At 72.9% G+C, this 15,995-nt stretch carries 16 protein-coding genes; all 16 read left to right on the plus strand.

Going from position 1 to position 15,995, the window contains the following annotated elements:
• Window positions 1-79: 79 nt before the first annotated feature.
• The gene (locus ACLQ3F_RS29715) at window positions 80-937 is read left to right on the plus strand and encodes an NmrA family transcriptional regulator (protein WP_425852860.1); all 858 of its coding nucleotides are present in this window, start codon (window positions 80-82) and stop codon (window positions 935-937) included.
• A complete protein-coding gene (locus ACLQ3F_RS29720; RefSeq protein WP_425852861.1) occupies window positions 934-1,437 on the plus strand; it encodes a DUF1772 domain-containing protein in 504 nt (167 codons plus the stop codon). Before ACLQ3F_RS29715 ends, ACLQ3F_RS29720 begins: the two co-directional genes overlap by 4 nt.
• Before the next feature lie 287 nt (window positions 1,438-1,724).
• A complete protein-coding gene (locus ACLQ3F_RS29725) occupies window positions 1,725-2,750 on the plus strand; it encodes an iron-containing redox enzyme family protein (protein ID WP_425852862.1) in 1,026 nt (341 codons plus the stop codon).
• A gap of 81 nt (window positions 2,751-2,831) precedes the next feature.
• A complete protein-coding gene (locus ACLQ3F_RS29730; RefSeq protein ID WP_425852863.1) occupies window positions 2,832-3,797 on the plus strand; it encodes an EamA family transporter in 966 nt (321 codons plus the stop codon).
• A 72-nt stretch (window positions 3,798-3,869) separates the two neighbouring features.
• Window positions 3,870-4,133: an acyl carrier protein gene (locus ACLQ3F_RS29735; protein WP_355008489.1), complete on the plus strand. Its 264-nt coding sequence runs from the start codon at window positions 3,870-3,872 to the stop codon at window positions 4,131-4,133.
• Window positions 4,130-5,749 (plus strand): amino acid adenylation domain-containing protein, encoded by a 1,620-nt coding sequence (locus ACLQ3F_RS29740; RefSeq protein WP_425852865.1) that lies wholly within the window; start codon window positions 4,130-4,132, stop codon window positions 5,747-5,749. Before ACLQ3F_RS29735 ends, ACLQ3F_RS29740 begins: the two co-directional genes overlap by 4 nt.
• Entirely contained in the window at window positions 5,746-6,930 is a 1,185-nt protein-coding gene (locus ACLQ3F_RS29745; RefSeq protein WP_425852867.1) for an acyl-CoA dehydrogenase family protein, read from the plus strand. Before ACLQ3F_RS29740 ends, ACLQ3F_RS29745 begins: the two co-directional genes overlap by 4 nt.
• Complete coding sequence (locus tag ACLQ3F_RS29750) at window positions 6,918-8,087, plus strand: acyl-CoA dehydrogenase family protein (RefSeq protein ID WP_425852868.1); 1,170 nt, start codon at window positions 6,918-6,920, stop codon at window positions 8,085-8,087. The genes ACLQ3F_RS29745 and ACLQ3F_RS29750 overlap by 13 nt, the downstream gene beginning before the upstream one ends.
• A 4-nt stretch (window positions 8,088-8,091) precedes the next feature.
• A complete protein-coding gene (locus ACLQ3F_RS29755) occupies window positions 8,092-8,910 on the plus strand; it encodes a class I SAM-dependent methyltransferase (RefSeq protein WP_425852869.1) in 819 nt (272 codons plus the stop codon).
• Window positions 8,907-10,106, plus strand: a complete 1,200-nt coding sequence (locus ACLQ3F_RS29760; RefSeq protein ID WP_425852871.1) for a cytochrome P450 — start codon at window positions 8,907-8,909, stop codon at window positions 10,104-10,106. Before ACLQ3F_RS29755 ends, ACLQ3F_RS29760 begins: the two co-directional genes overlap by 4 nt.
• A complete protein-coding gene (locus tag ACLQ3F_RS29765; RefSeq protein WP_425852872.1) occupies window positions 10,103-11,215 on the plus strand; it encodes a hypothetical protein in 1,113 nt (370 codons plus the stop codon). Before ACLQ3F_RS29760 ends, ACLQ3F_RS29765 begins: the two co-directional genes overlap by 4 nt.
• On the plus strand, window positions 11,212-11,949 hold the full coding sequence (locus ACLQ3F_RS29770) for a thioesterase II family protein (protein ID WP_425852874.1): 738 nt from the start codon (window positions 11,212-11,214) through the stop codon (window positions 11,947-11,949). The genes ACLQ3F_RS29765 and ACLQ3F_RS29770 overlap by 4 nt, the downstream gene beginning before the upstream one ends.
• 5 nt (window positions 11,950-11,954) lie before the next feature.
• Window positions 11,955-12,659, plus strand: coding sequence for a class I SAM-dependent methyltransferase (locus ACLQ3F_RS29775; protein ID WP_355008497.1), 705 nt, complete (start codon window positions 11,955-11,957; stop codon window positions 12,657-12,659).
• Between the two features lie 40 nt (window positions 12,660-12,699).
• Window positions 12,700-14,025, plus strand: a complete 1,326-nt coding sequence (gene lysA / locus ACLQ3F_RS29780; RefSeq protein WP_425852875.1) for a diaminopimelate decarboxylase — start codon at window positions 12,700-12,702, stop codon at window positions 14,023-14,025.
• Window positions 14,019-15,143 (plus strand): pyridoxal phosphate-dependent aminotransferase, encoded by a 1,125-nt coding sequence (locus tag ACLQ3F_RS29785; RefSeq protein WP_425852877.1) that lies wholly within the window; start codon window positions 14,019-14,021, stop codon window positions 15,141-15,143. Before lysA ends, ACLQ3F_RS29785 begins: the two co-directional genes overlap by 7 nt.
• Entirely contained in the window at window positions 15,136-15,993 is an 858-nt protein-coding gene (locus tag ACLQ3F_RS29790) for a 2,3,4,5-tetrahydropyridine-2,6-dicarboxylate N-succinyltransferase (protein WP_387353882.1), read from the plus strand. The genes ACLQ3F_RS29785 and ACLQ3F_RS29790 overlap by 8 nt, the downstream gene beginning before the upstream one ends.
• The last annotated feature ends 2 nt before the right edge of the window (window positions 15,994-15,995 follow it).

Genomic DNA, 15,995 nt, shown 5'->3' on the forward strand with positions numbered 1-15,995 from the left:
GGGCTGTCGAGACGTCGGGACATGCGATCGAGAGTCTCGCCCATTCCCGGTGCGCTCACCCTCGACTTGACTGGTTGCCATGACGAAGACCGTTGATGAGCAGCCAATCCTCGTACTGGGCGGCACCGGCAAGACGGGCCGCCGGGTGGTTGACCGGCTCACCAGACTCGACCGGCCGGTACGGGTCGGCTCCCGCTGCGGCGAGCCGCCGTTCGACTGGACCGACCAGCGCACCTGGGCGCCCGTACTGGACGGGGTTTCGTCGGTCTACCTGGTGTACTACCCGGACCTGGTCGCGCCGGACGCCCTCGCGACGATCCGTTCGTTCACGGAACAGGCGGTGTCCGGCGGGATCGAACGGTTGGTTCTGCTTTCCGGCCGGGGCGAGGAGGAGGCCACACTCAGCGAGCGGGTGGTCCAGGACTCCGGAGTGGCCTGGACGATCGTGCGGGCGAGCTGGTTCAGCCAGAACTTCAGCGAGGACTTCCTGACCGACTCGATACGCGGCGGCGAGGTCGTCCTCCCGGCCGGGAACGTGCCGGAGCCGTTCGTCGACGCCCTCGACATCGCCGACATCGTGGTCGCTGCGCTGACCGACGACGGGCACGCGGGGCAGCTCTACGAGGTGACCGGGCCGCGACTTCTCACCTTCGCCGAGGCGACCTCGGAGATCGGCAACGCGCTCGGGCGGGAGATCCGCTACCGATCGGTTTCGCCAGAGGAGTACGGCGCCGTGATGGCCGGGTACGACGTGCCGGCGGAGCTCACGGCGGTGCTGATCGAGCTGTTCGGCAAGGTGTTGGACGGCCGCAACGCACAGCTCGCTGATGGTGTGCAACGGGCGCTGGGCCGCAGGCCGCGCGACTTCGCCGACTATGCCCGGGACGCCGCCGCCGCTGGTGCATGGGACACGTCACCCGGTGGAGACTGGGCATGAACGCCACCCTGGCCGCCTGGTCGGCGGCGGTGACCCTGGTGGTGACGGGTGCGATCACCGGTGTCTACTACGCCTTCTCGGTGGCGGTGATGCCCGGTCTGAACGCCGCCGACGCTGGCACCGCGATCCGGGCCATGACGAGCATCAACCAGAGGATCCAGAATCCGCTGTTCTTCGTCACGTTCTTCGGCCCGCTCGTCGCCGCCACGGTGACCGGCGTGTTCCTGTTGATCCTCGGGAAACGGTCAGCGGGTGTGCTGTTCCTGGTGGCCGCCGGGGTGTACCTGGTGGGCGCGTTCCTCCCGACGGTGGTCGTCAACGTGCCGATGAACGAGAAGCTCGACGCCGCAGGCGTGCCAACCGATCCTGCGGAGGCGGTACGGGTGTGGGCCGCCTACTCGTCCGCCTGGACGTGGTGGAACTCGGTACGCGCCGGTGCCAGCCTGATCAGCCTGCTGCTGGCTGGTCTCGGGGTCTACTTCTCGAACACGTCCCGATGACGTCGCCGCCCGGTGCGGGCAGGGGTGGCCAGTTCCGGGCGGCCGGGGGGAACGCGGCACGGGGTGTGCCCAGCAGATCGTCACACCGACAACGAGGTGTCCCGCATCCAGGTGCAGCGGGTCGACCGCGCCGTCGCACGTCACCTGCGCGGCGTCTACCGCAGGGGGCTGACCGCCCACGCGGCGCGTCGCGTGTGCTCCGACCTGCGAATACAGAAAAATCAGCGAAGCCGTGCAGACGGCGGGGGAATGCTTCGGGTTATACCGACTGCAAGGAGCGCACCCGGATGCCCGCCACGCTGAGCACCACTCCTACGGCGTTCGTCACCGATCTGGTGAGTCGCTTCGCTCTGTCCGAGGAAGACTTCGACCGTTCGTACGCCGATCAGGACGCCTACGCCGAACTGCTCGAGAACGTCACCCGGCTGGGTACCGCGGCGTCCGCCGGGGACGCCGACGCCCAGTTCGCGCAGCAGTACCTGCTGGCGAAGATCTACGCTCTGCACACCCAGTTGGGGGCGGAATCGACAGCCGAGGCGTCCACCGTCCTGCACGCGGTGACGCGGCAACTGGAGCGGGACACCGCGCGGGACGAGGACAGCTGGATCGACGAGAGCATCTACGCCTCGATCCCGGACGACCCGGAACGGTTCGTGCCGTGGCTCAAGAACATGACGCGGGAGCACCGGGTGTTCAAGCACCCCTATTACCACTCCTTCCTGCGCGAGCGGGCCACCCCGGCGGACTTCCGCAGCTTCGTGTTGCAGGAGTCGTCGGTGGACGCCCGGTTCGACGACCTGCTGGCCATGATGCAGGTCGGTTCGGACGGTGAGACCAAGATGGAGATCGCCAAGAACTTCTGGGACGAGATGGGCAACGGCGACCCCGCGATGGTCCACACCACGCTGTTCGGCCGGATCATCGCCCACTTCGGCATCACCGACGACGAGCTGAAGGAGAGCCTGTCGACGGAGGCGCTGCTCGGCGGGAACCTACCGGTGCTGATCTGCCGGTACCGGAACCTGTTCGGCGAGGCCGTCGGCCACCTCGCCGTTGCGGAGTGGCTGGCGCCGGACCGGTTCTCCCAGGTGCTGCACGGCTGGGAGCGCCTCGGGCTCCCCGCCGACGGCATCACGTACCACCGGTTGCACATCGGCATCGACGCCCACCACGCGAGCGCGTGGTTCGCCCACGTCGTCAAGCCGATGGCGGCCGAGCCGCAGACCCGCCGGGCCATGGCACGCGGTGCCCTGTGGAGGCTGAACTCCTCCTGCCGGTACCTCGACCGCATCCTCGCCCAGAACCCGGCCTAGCGCGTGCGTCGACGCCCCTGGCCGGACCGCCCCCTGGACTCCGCCTCGGCGCGACCGAGGACGTCGACACCCGCCCTGACGATGGACCGGCCGACTGCAGACCGGTGGCGCATCGCCGCGGCGCTGCTCGCGGTGTGGCTGCTCTGGGGTTCGACCTTCCTCGGCATCCGGGTGGTCGTCCAGGAGGTGCCGCCCCTGTTCGCTGCCGGGGTCCGCTTCTCCGTGGCGGGGGCGCTGCTGCTCGGCGGGCTGTGCTGGCACTGGCGCCGGCGCGGCCAGCCGGGACTGGCGGTGCGGTTGCGGGGGCACACCGGGCGGCTGACCCTGCTCGGGCTCATGCACTTCCTCGGCGCGAACGGGCTGGTCAGTGTCGCCTCCGAGGATCTGCCGTCGGCGGCGGCCGGCACCTACTTCGCCACCGTACCCATCTGGGTGCTGGTGATGGGGGGCCGGCCGAGAGGGCGGGACCTGGGCGCTGCCACGGTCGGACTGGCCGGCGTGGCGATCCTTCTCGGTTTCCAGCCGGGCCCGCTGCTGCCCTCGCTGCTCGTGCTGGCCGCGGCGCTGACGTGGGCCGTGGCGGGGCGGATCGCCGCCGCCTCGGCGGGGCGCGGCACCCCCGGCGACCTCGTGCCGGGCGCCGCACTGTCCAGCGCGGTGCAGATGCTCGGCGGCGGCCTGGCGCTGCTGGTCGTCTCCGGGTTCGCCGGAGAGTGGGGCCGGCTGGACGTCGGTCACCTACACCCCACCGTGTGGTTGGCGCAGCTGCACCTCGTGCTGCTCGGTTCGCTGGTGGGCTTCCTCGCGTACACGTGGCTCGTCACCCGGGTGGACCAGCGGCTGGCCAGCACCTACTCGTACGTCAACCCGCTCGTGGCGGTGGCGCTGGGAGCGCTGGTCCTCGGTGAGGACCTGACCTCGGCCACCGTGGTGGGCACCGCCTGCCTGGTGGCGGCGGTGGCCTGGACGGTGCGGTCCGCCGCCCGGCCGGCCGCCTCGCGCACCTCCGATGTCCCGACCGCGCCGGCCGTCCCGGCCAGCCGGTAACCGCACCCGCCGCACCGGTACGGCCGCGCCCGGACGTACCCGTGTCACCCGAGACCGTTCAGGAGTCAGCCGATGACCCGTCCCACCGCCGAGAGCGTCCGTGACCGCCTCGCCGACACCCTCGCCACCATCAAGAAGCGCGACGTCTCGGCCGAGCTGGCCGCCGACGACAACTTCATGCGCGCGCTCAACCTGGACTCACTCGACGCTGTGGAGCTCACCGTCCGGCTCGGCAGCGAGTACGGCATCGAGTTCGGGGAGGAGATCGAGGACCTCGACGCGTTGGAGAGCCTGTCGACGTTGGTCGCCCTCGTCGAGCGGCGTGCGACCCGATGACCATGCTCGTCGAGGCCTCGACGCCGCAGGCCGGCGCGCCGACGCCGGTCGGCTGGTCCCTCATGGCGGCGCTCGCCGCGCACGCCGCCACCGGGCCGGACCTGCCCGCGCTCACCGGACCGGACGCGACACTCACCCGCGCCGAGCTGTGGCAGCGGGTGCTGCGGGTCGCCGCGGGTCTGCGCAGCCGTGGGGTGCGCCGCGGTGACCTGGTCGCCGTCCACGGCGAGAAGACCGCCGCCACGGTGACGGCGCTGCTGGGTGCGGTCGCCGCCGGCGCCGCCTACCTGCCGATCGACCCCTCGGCGCCCGCTGACCGGCGACGCGCGCTGCTGCTGGACTGCGGCAGCCCACGCCTGCTGGCCCGCCGCGCGGCGGTGGCCCGGCTGGTAGACCAGGCGCTGCCCGTGCCGGTGGTGGCGGTGGAGGAACTCGGCACCGAGGCGGACGCGCGCCTCGACGACCTGCCGGTGGCCACCGCGCCGGATGACGGGGTGTATGTGCTGTACACCTCCGGCAGCACCGGCCAACCGAAGGGCGTCCGGATCCCGCACAGCGCGCTCGAGGCGTTCTTCGCCGCGGTCGACCCGGTGCTCGGCATCACCGATCGGGCACGCTGCCTGAACACGACAGCCCTGCACTTCGACGGTTCGGTGGCGGACCTGCTCCTGCCGCTGCTCAAGGGGGCGCACGTGCGGCTCGGCCCGGCGTTCGTCGTGCCGGCTCGGGTGCTGGACCTCATCGAACGCGACCGGATCACCCACTTCACCGCGGTGGTCTCCACGTTGACGCTGCTGGCCCGGACGGAGCCCGGGTTGTCCGGGCGTGACCTGAGCGCGCTGCGCCGGATCCTCACCGGCGCGGAGGTGCTGAACCCGGCCACCGTCCAGGACTGGCTGCACGCGGCCCCGAATCTCGTGGTGGTCAACGGCTACGGGCCGACCGAGGCGACGTGCGGGGTGACCTTCCACCCGATCGCCGAGCGGGAACCGGGCCGCACCGAGGCGTACCCCATCGGGCCGCCGCTGCCGGGGGTGACGATCCGTTTCCGGGACGCCGACGGCCGGCTCACCACGGACGGCCCGGGTGAGATCGCCATCGCCGGGGCGCAGCTGATGAGCGGGTACCTGGACCGCCCGACGGAGGAGGCGGCGGTCCTCCTCGACCACGAGGGAACGCGCTTCTACCTCACCGGCGACATCGGGGAACGCGGCGCGGACGGGGCGCTGCGCTTCGCGGGCAGGCGCGACGACGAGGTGAAGATCAAGGGCTACCGAATCAACCTCAACGAGGTGCGCCGCGCCGTGGAGACGCACCCGGCCGTCGGCAGCGCGTTCGTGGCGGCCGTCCCGGATCCGCGCGACGGGCTGTCGCTGGCGTGCGCCGTGGTACTGCGCGCCCCCGCGACCGTCGACCAGCCGGATCCCGGCCCGGCCGCCGCCCTGCTGCCACTGCCCGGAGACACGGTGGAGGCCCTGCTCAGGCACGTGGGCAACCTCCTGCCCCGATACATGGTGCCGCGGGAGCTGTACCGGCTGCCGTCCGTACCGGTGCTGTCCACCGGCAAACCGGACCGCGCCCGCATCGCCGCGCTGCTGCTCGACGAGGCACCGTGAAAACCGCGGCCCTCACCGTCGCGGCCCGCACCGGCTGGTTCACGCCCGCCGAGGACGAGCTGCGGGCCCGCCTCACCGAGCACCTCGCGGCCACCGTCGTACCCATGGTCGACGCCTGGGAGCGGCACGGCGCGGTCCCCCTGCGCGAGGTCCTGACCGGCTTGGCCGCGCGAGGCTGGCTCGGCATGCGGTTCGCCGTCGACCAGGGCGGCGCCGGCGGCACCGCCTGGGAGCACGTGGTCCTCGCCGAATGCCTCGGCGCGCTGTTGTTCGACAGCGTGGGCATGGGGGTGACGGTCCACAACGACATGGTCGCGCCCATGCTGGCCGATGCCGGCGGGCCGGAGGCCGTCGAGCGTTTCCTGCGCCCGGCCCTGGCGGGGCGCTGCCTGCTCGGGCACGCGGTCTCCGAGCCCGGCGCCGGCGCCGACGTGGCCGCCGTCGCCACCACGGCCACCCCCGAGCCGGGCGGGTACCGGCTGACCGGCGCCAAGCGGTGGGTCGTGGCCGGGCTCACCGCGGACGCCTTCGCGGTGCTGGCCCGGCTGCCCGAGGCTCGTGGAACCTTCGGTCACGTCCTGCTGATGGTGCCGGCCGACGCCCCGGGCGTGAGCAGGGAACCGGCGGACGCCACGCTCGGGCTGCGGACCGCCGGCGTCGCCGGGCAACTCCGCTTCGACGGCGTGTTCGTGCCCGACGGGCACCGCCTCGGCGGGCACGGCCTCGGACTGGTCACCCAGCTGCGCCAGTTCGAACCGGAGCGCATCCTGTCCGCCTGCCGCGCGATCGCCATGGCGGACACCCTGCTGCTGCGGACCGCCGAGCGGCTGCGGGAGCGGCGGACCTTCGGCGTACCGATCGCCGACCGTCAGCAGCCCGCCGCGCAGCTGGCACGCCTGCGCGCCGAGGTGGAGGCGGTGCGCCAGCTCGCGTACACCGGCATCGACCGGTGGGTGACCGGCGGTGCGGTGAACACCCTGTCCGCAGCGGTCAAGCTGCGCTCCAGCCGTCTCACCCGTGAGGTAGCCCGCGCCTGCCTGCACCTGCACGGCGCCGAGGGACAGCTCAGCACCCACCCGGTCAACCGCGCGTTCCGCGACACCCGGCTGTTGTCCATCTCCACCGGATCGGACGAGATGATGCTCACCGCCCTCGCCCGCCTGCGCGGGTGGCCCCAGTGACCGCCGCGTCGGTGCTCGCCTCGACGGTCGGGTCGCGTTGTCCGCAGGGTGCCGCCGACGTCGAATTCGCGACGCGGCTCGACGCCTTCACCGACCGGCACCGCGACGGCCTGCTCGCTGCGGGCGTCTGGGAGTCGGCCGGCCCGCCCGTACGGGAGCTGCTGCGCGCCGTCGGCGAGGCCGGCCTGCTGCGCGCCGCGTGGGCCGAGCGTGGCGGCGACCGCGCCGCAGCCCTGTGGCGTGCCGCCGCGTTGCACCGCGCGTTCGCCCGGGTCGGTAACGGCGCGCCGGGCGCGGCGCTGCTCACCCACCTGGAGGTGGCGACACGCCTGCTCGGCGTCCTGCCGACGACACCGGTGGGGCTGGTGACGGACGCCCTGGCCGGCTCGGCGACCAGTGCGCTGGCCGCCACCGAACCGGACGGCGGCAGCGACCTGACCGCCCTGAAGACCACTGTGGGCGCCGGAGCGGCCGGTGGGTTGACCGTGACCGGAACGAAGTGGTTCATCAGCAACGCCCCGTACGCCGACCACCTGCTCGTACTGGCCGACGACCGCGACGGGCGCACCGGTCGGCGTGGACCGGCGCTCCTGCTGGTGCCCGCCGGGCCGCGCGTCGGGGTGACCACCCAGGACGGCCTGGGACACACCGGCCTGACCGGTGCGGTGGTGCTCGACGCGGCCCCGGTCGCCGCCGTGCTCGCCGTCGGCGGGCACGGACTGCTGGTGCTGATGCGCCACTGGATCCACGAACGCGTGATGCTCGCCGTCCGGATGGCCGAACTGGCCGAGTCGGTCCTGGACCACGCGGTCGCCGACGCCGGCCGGCGGATCACCTTCGGGGTTCCGCTGATCACCAACCAGCACGTCCGATTCACGCTCGCCCGGCTCGACGCCGCAGTCCAGGAGGTGCAGGCGATGGCCGGGCAGAGCCTTCGGCTGCTCGCCGCGGGCGCCTGCCCGGGCGGCTGGGCGGCCGCCGGCAAACACCGGGCCGCCGCGGTGCTGGCCGAGGTGGCCGACGAGGCGCTGCAACTCTCCGGTGCTGACGGCTACCGGCGCGGCCATCCGGCGGAACGGGCCCTGCGTGACGCGAGCGGCCTGGCGCTCGCCGGCGGCACCACCGAACTCATGCTCCAACAGATTGATCGAGGGTGACACGATGACACAGCACTCCGTCCACCAGTTCCGGCCCGACCCCGGGTGGGACGCCGACCGCTACGACCGTCAGTTCGGCTACGTGTCCGCGCTGGCCGGCGGTGTCGTCGAGCTGCTCGCCCCGGTGCCCGGCGAGACAGTCCTGGACCTGGGGTGCGGCACCGGTGAGCTGGCCGCCACGATCGCGGCGAGCGGGGCGCGGGTGATCGCGGTCGACGGCGACCCCGCCATGGTCGCCTCGGCCACCGCCCGGCTGGGATCGGACGTGCTGCTCGCGGACGGCCACGACTTCCAGATCGACGAGCAGGTCGACGCGGTGTTCTCCAACGCCGCGCTGCACTGGATGACCCGTCCGGCGGAGGTCGTCGTCGCCGTCCGTCGCGCGCTGCGCCCGGGTGGGCGTTTCGTCGCCGAACTCGGCGGTGCCCACAACGTGGCCGGGATCCTCGCCGCCGTCCGCGCCGCGCTGGCCGAGCAGGGTCTGACCGAGGGCGCGCGGATGCCCTGGTACTTCCCGAGCCCCGGGGAGTACGCCACCCTGCTGGAGGCGCACGGCTTCCAGGTGCTGCGGATGGACTACTTCGCCCGGCCCACCGAGTTGACCGACTGCCCGGGTGGCGTCGCCGACTGGGTCGCCATGTTCGGCGCGGCCCTGATCGGCCATGTGCCGCCGGAGCGGCGCGACGCCGTCCTGGCGCGGATCAACGAGCTGGCCGCGCCGACGTTGCTGCGCGACGGCCGCTGGTACGCCGACTACCACCGGCTGCGCTTCGCCGCCGTGTGGGAGCCGGCCGGAGCGCCGGACGCGGCGGTGATGCGGTGACCGCGCCCGCGCGCAACGGCGCCGACCGCGACTTCGGGACGCCCGCGTTCCAGCTCGACCCCTATCCCGTGTACGCGGCGCTGCGGGCGCAGGGCCAGCTCGTCCACTCGACGTCGCGCCGCACCTGGTTCGCCACCGACCACGCCGCCGCCGGGGCGGTGCTGCGGGACCGACGCTCCAGTGTGGAGAGCCCGTTCCGGGCGACCCGGGTGCTGTTCGGTCGCACAGTGACCGACGTCGAGGGGGAGGAGCACGTCCGGCTGCGGGCGTTGACCAACCGGAGCTTCTCCGCGTCGGCCATCCCCGGGTACCTCGACGAACTCGTCCCGGCGGCGGTGCACGGCGTGCTCGACGACCTCGACGCGGCGGCCGGTGATGGCCCGGCCGACTACGTGACGGGCTTCGCGAACGCCGTACCGATCCGGGTGATGTCGCGCATCATCGGCCTGCGACCGGCGGACGTGCCGCAGTTCCAGACCTGCAGCGACGCGGTGATCGCCTTCATCGACTCGGCCGATCCGGTGCGCCGACGGGCCGCCGTCGCGGCGTGGGCACGCATGAGCGCCCTGTTGCACAGCCGGGTCGCGGAGCTGCGACCCGCACCGGACGACAGCGTCATCGGGCAGCTGCTGTCCTCCGCCGCGGAGGGCGCCGACGTCGACGACGACGAGATCGTCCGCCAGGTCGGGCTGCTCATCCCCGCCGCCATCGACACGAGCAACCGGCTGATCGCGAACGTCCTGCACACCCTGTGCTCGCGCCCGGAGCTGATGGCGCAGGTCGCCGCGGACGGCAACCTCGTCGAGGCGGTGGTGGACGAGACCCTGCGGTACGAGGCGCCGATCCACAGCACCATCCGGATCTGGGGTGGCGGGGAGCTTCTCGGCCAGGACATCCCGAAGGGTTCGTTGCTGACCGTCCTGCTCGGCTCGGCCAACCGTGACCCGGCGGTGTTCCCGGACCCGGACACGTTCGACCCGGGCCGGCCGGGACACCAGCGCCTGCTCTCCTTCGGCGCCGGGCGTCACCAGTGCATGGGCCGCCGGATGGCCCTGGCAGAGGTGACCACCGCGCTGCGCCTGCTGCTCGAACGCCGGCCCGGCCTGCGCTTCGCCGACGTCACGCCGAGCCCCGTGCAGGGGCTCAGCTTCCGCTCACCCGCCACCCTCCGCCTCGCCTTCGGGAGACGCCCGTGACCACCACCGTCGACGGTCCCAGGACCGGCAGCCCGACGAGCGACGCCGTGACAGTGGCCTTCGTGCCCGAGCCCGAGCCCGTCGCCGTCGCATACCCGACCCGCGACGTCCCCGGGGTGACCGCCCACCAGTCGGAGGTCACCGGCCGGCACTGGAACGCCGTGGAGAGCGTCTACTACGACTGCCACATCGTCAGCCTGACCCAGCTTCTGCCGCCTCGCCTGCTCGCGGCGTTCCTTTTGGTCGCCGGCGCCCCGACGCTGCGCGCCGAGTGGGGTGGCCTGTCCTGCCGGAATCTTCTCGACGGCGAGGCGGCCCGCGACGCCCTGTTGCTGGGGGAGTGGGGCGTGGAGAAACACCACCTGCCCGTCGACGGTGACATCGAGGTGACGTTGCGCGGCGCCGTGCGCGACCACGGGCACTGCGTCGCCCGCGTCGACAGTTACTACCACGAGCACTTCGACGAGTACTACCTGCGCGAGCACCGCACCAACGGGCACAAGGTGACGGTCGTCGACTTCGACGAGAACTCGTACCTCGGCATCGACAACGTCGGCGTCCGTACCCTGGTGCTGCGCTTCGATCGGGCCCTGTTCGTCGAGGCGATCCGCTCCAACCTGTTCCACGTCTACGACAAGCACGACTCGCTCTACCGGCTGCACCTGGGCGAGCGGACCCAGACCGCCCTGGCCGACGGGACGGTTCACCGCCGTGAACGCGCCGCCGTCGACGCCCTCCTCGCCGACCGGCGGACGCTGCCCCAGCAGCTGTCCCGGTACCGCGACGCGTTCGTGCCAGCGCTCACCGCACCCGGCCAGCGCCGGCACGCGCAACTGACCAACACGTACCACTCGGCGCTGATGATCGAGCGGGCATACCTGGCGGTGGCGGAGGCGTACCGGCGAACCGGCGAACCGTGGACGGGGCTGGTCGGTGACGGCGAGCCGTTCATCGAAGGGCTCGCCGCCGCCACGAAGAGTTGGCGCGCGCTGAAAATGCTGTGCCGCACGGCGCTCAGCGGGGGGACCGTGGCCGACCGTACCCTGGTCGCCGCCTTCGACCGGATGTACGCCGCCGAGCTCGCCGTCCCGGCGACCGCGACACCGTGACCGTCGCGGCGGGCCGGCTGTTCCTGCTGCCCCCCGCGGGTGGCTCGGCCGGCGTCTTCCGCGGTTGGGACGACCGACTCGGTGAGCTGCTGGGCGACGCCCTGTCGGTCGTCGCACCGGAGCTGCCGGGCCGCGGCGCGCGGATCGCCGAGCGGCCGCCGCCCGAGGTCGACGGCTACGTGCGGGACCTGGACCAGCGGTACGCGCCCGCCCCCGGCGAACGCTGGGCCGTCGTCGGCCACAGCTTCGGCGCCCTGCTCGCCGCGTCGTGGGCGGCGGTCGCCCACCAGGCGGGCAGGGGCCCCGCCCTGGTGGTGGTCAGCGGCGCCGCGGCGCCGTGGCGGCACAGCACGGCAGCCCTCCTCGACGGCACCGACGACGAGATCTGGGACCGGGTGGGTGCCCTCGGCGGTCTGCCGGCGCAGATCCGGGCGACGCCGCTGGGCCGGCGGCTGGTCGAGCGGGCCCTCGTCGGCGACGTGCGGGCATCGGCCCGCTACCGGCCGGCCGGGCCGGCGCCGGTCGGCTGCCCCGTCCTGGCGGTTCGCGGCGCCGACGACCCGCTTGTCACCGACGAGCTGACGACCGCCTGGTCGGCCCTCACGACCGCCGCATTCACCTTCCGGGTCCTGCCCGGAGGCCACTTCTACCGCTGCGGCATGGAGGACCTGGTGCCGTTGCTCGCGGACGTCCTGTCCGCACCGACCCTGCCGGCTACTGCCGAACGAAGGTGACCGCTGTGACCATCGAGACCACCGACACCCGACCCGACCAACTCGCCGACCTCGCCGACTTCTACCGCTCGCGGTCCGGCGACGACGTCAGCCTCTTCGACATCTGGGAGACCGGGGGCGCGCGCGGCGACTCTGTCACCCCCTCCACCCACTCGCCGGCCTATCGGACCTGGATGCTGGAGCTGCTCAACGGCGAGCTGACGCGGGCCGGCAGCCGCCGGCTGGTCAGCCTGGGCAGCGGCAACGCGGTGGTGGAGGGTCACCTGGCCGCGGCCGGGGTCGAGGTGCTGGCAGTGGACGCGATGGCCGAGGCCGTCACCATGTCAACGGCCAAGGGCGTCCGGTCGATCGAAGCCGACGTGACGACCTGGACGCCGACCGACCCGTGGCCGGTGGCCTATCTCGACGGGTTGCTCGGCCACCTCTACGACGCCCGTACCGCAACCTTGCCGATCATGGCGCACGTCCGGAGCTGGCTCGGCGTGGACGGCCGCGGCATCCTCGTGGCCTCCAACGACGCCACCCGCGACGGCAGCCGGGTGCAGGCGGCGCCGGGGGTGACCGGCTTCCACTGGCTCGCCGTCGACTACCTGCGGGAGCAGGCTCAGCTGGCCGGCTTCGACGACGTCAGCGTGGACAGCTACGTCTACCGACGCCCCCTCTCTGGCGACCGTGTCCGCTCAGTGATCATCGCGCGGTTCGGCTACTGACCCCGAACCACCCGCCCCTGGCAGAAAGCGAGCCCGACAGATGCCCGTGAGTCCCGCGTTCCAGGCACGTCTGGACGACGCCCTACCGCGCGCCGTCGAGCGTTTCGGCACACCGTTCCACCTCTACGACGAGCAGGGCATCGACGACACCTGCACGGCCTTCGACCGGGCGTTCCGGTCGCTGGGCTACACCGAGTACTTCGCGGTCAAGGCGCTGCCCAATCCGGCGATCCTGCGCATCCTGGCCCGGCACGGCTTCGGCTTCGACGTCAGTTCGGGTCCCGAGCTGACACTGGCGCTGCGGGCCGGCGCGCGGGGTCGGCAGATCTGCTACAACTCGAACAACACCAGCCGGGCGGAGCTGACCGCGGCACTGCGCGCGGACGCGCTGATCACCGTCGACGACGCAACGGTCCTCGAGAAGATCGCCGAACTGGGCGCCGTGCCGGACACCCTGGCGTTCCGGGTCAACCCGGGCGACGACGCGCACCGGGGTTCCCGCCGGCACGCGGACACCTTCCTCGGCGACCCGGCCGACGCCAAGTTCGGCGTCCCCGCCGACCGGCTCACCGACGTGGTGGCGCGCGCCGTGACGCTCGGCGTTCGGACCGTGGGCCTGCACATGATGCTGGCCTCCAACTCGCTCACCGCGGCGCCGGTGCTGCTCACCCTCGAACTGCTGCTGGAGCAGGTCGTCGCCCTGCACCGCGACACGGGCGTCGCGGTGCGGACGCTGAACCTGGGCGGCGGCATCGGTATCCCTTACCGGCCGGGCGAACCGACCGCCGACATCGACGCGCTCGGCCGGGCGCTCCGCGAGCGTCTCGACCGGTGGCAGCAGGAGTACGGCCTGCCCGCGCCGCGTCTGTGTTTCGAAAGCGGCCGTTTCATCACGGGACCGCACGGGGTGCTCGCCACCCGGGTGGTGAACCGGATGTCCAAGTGGCGCGAGTACGCCGGGGTGGACGCCAGCATGACGGCGCTGATGCGTCCGGCGCTCTACCGCGACGCGTACCACCACATCACGGTGCCCTTCGCGCGGGCGGCCGGGCCCACGGAGTCGGTGGACGTGACCGGGCCGCTGTGCGAGAACAACGACCGGTTCGGCAGGGACCGCCCGTTGCCGGCGCTGCGGGAGGGTGATCTGCTGCTGATCCACGACACCGGTGCGCACGGCCATTCGATGGGCTTCACCTACAACGGTCGCCTGCGTCCGCAGGAGCTGCTTCTGCGCCGCGACGGCAGCATCGAGATGATCCGCCGGGCCGAGGGTGAACACGACCACTTCGCCACCCTCGAATTCCCGCCCGCCGTGGTGCCCGCCCCCGCGCTGGTGGCCATGTCCGGCGTTGCGGTGCCGTGCTGAGCGCCCCGCCGTCGCGCGAGGAGCTGCTCGACCTGGCGCGCGGGTCGGGGTCGGCACTGCTCGACCTGTCGCTGGGGGTACCCGCCGATCCGCCGCCGGTGACACCCGGCGAGCCACCCGGGCAGGAACCGGCCGGCTATCCACCCAGTGCCGGGACCGAAGAGCTGCGGCTGGCGGCCGCCGGCTACCTGCGCCGCCGGTTCGGGGTCGCGCTCGCGCCGGACGCCGTCGCGGCCTGCGCCGGCGCCAAGGAGTTCATCTCCACCCTGCCGCTGTTCCTGCGCGACGCCGGACTCGTCCCGCCGGGGCGTGACACGGTGCTCGTCCCGCAGCTCTGTTACCCCGCGTACGAGAACGGCGCGCGTCTCGCCGGCTTCGCCACCCACCGGGTACCGGCCGACGCCGACCACCGCATGCGGCCCGACCTGCTGCCTGCCGCGGTACGCGACCGCGCGCTGTGCCTGTGGGTGAACAGCCCGAGCAACCCGACCGGTGCGCTCGAGCCGTTGGACACCCTGGTCGCCTGGGGCCGACGGTACGGCGTGCTCGTGATCTCCGACGAGGCGTACACCGAGTCGACCTGGTCCGGGTCGCCACGGACCGCGTTGGCGCACGGCACCGCCGGGGTCCTCGCCGTGCACAGCCTGTCGAAGCGGTCGAACAGCCCGGGGCTGCGCGTCGGCTTCTACGCCGGCGATCCCGCCGTGGTCGAGCGGTTGGTGCCGTGCCGCCGCGCTGCCGGGCTGATGGCGGGCGCGGCCGCCCAGCGGTCGGCCGCGTACCTGCTCGGCGACGACGAGCACGCCCGGATCCAGTACGAGCGGGGCGCCACCCGGGTGGCCGACCTGGTGCGACTGCTCACCGTCAACGGGGCGGCAGCACGGAGTCCCGACGGTGGCTTCTTCGTGTGGACCGCCGCGCCGGGTGGGGACGGCGACACCTGGGCGAGGAGCCTTGCCAGTCGCGCCGGCATCGTGGTGATGCCCGGCGGCGCATACGGGCCGGCGGGTCGGGGACATGTCCGCTTCGCCGCCGTCCGCGACATCGCCGAGATCACCCCCAGGGCGGGTGCCCTGGGGCCGCTTGAATCCGACCAGAGAAGGGCGGCGCATGTCTGACGCCACCGTCGTGCCGAACGCCCCGACCGGGGCGCCCCTGCCAGCCGAGATCGACGAGCTGTGGGACCGCCGGGACACGGTGACCACCGACGATCCGACCGGCCACGCCGTCGTCACCGCCGCCGTGGACCAACTGGACAGCGGGGTGAGCCGGGTCGCCGCCGTCGATCCGGTCACCGACGAGGTGGTCGTGGACCAGCGGGCGAAACGCGCCATCCTGCTGGCGTTCCGGGTCCTCGGGCTGGAGCCGTCCGAGGCCGGGCCGTTCCGTTACCACGACCGGCTGCCACTCAAGCGCACCTTCGACGGGGTGCGGGTGGTGCCCGGCGCTATCGCCCGGTGGGGCAGCCACCATGCGCCCGGGGTGGTGCTGATGCCCTCGTACACCAACATCGGCGCCTGGGTGGGAGCCGGCACCATGGTGGACACCTGGGCCACGGTGGGCTCGTGCGCGCAGATCGGCCGCAACGTCCACCTCTCCGGTGGGGTGGGCATCGGCGGGGTGTTGGAGCCGGCCTCCGCGGTACCGGTCGTGGTGGAGGACGAGGCATTCGTCGGGTCCCGGTCGATCGTGGTGGAGGGGGGCCGGGTGCGTCGCGGCGCCAAGCTCGGTGCCGGCGTCATCCTGACGGCCAGCACCCGGGTCTTCGACGCGGAGACCGGGGTGGAACTGCCGCGCGGGCAGGCACCCGCGTGGTCGGTCTGCGTCGGCGCGACCCGGTCCAGGTCGTTTCCCGGTGGTGAGTTCGGCATGCCGTGCCTGCTGGTGCTGCGCCGACTCGCCGAGGGTCAGACCTTCGACAAGGTCGCCATCGACGAGCTCTTCCGAAGCCACGGCGTGGCCACCTGACC

It is taken from the genome of Micromonospora sp. DT15 (assembly GCF_049841475.1).
Taxonomy (GTDB): domain Bacteria; phylum Actinomycetota; class Actinomycetes; order Mycobacteriales; family Micromonosporaceae; genus Micromonospora.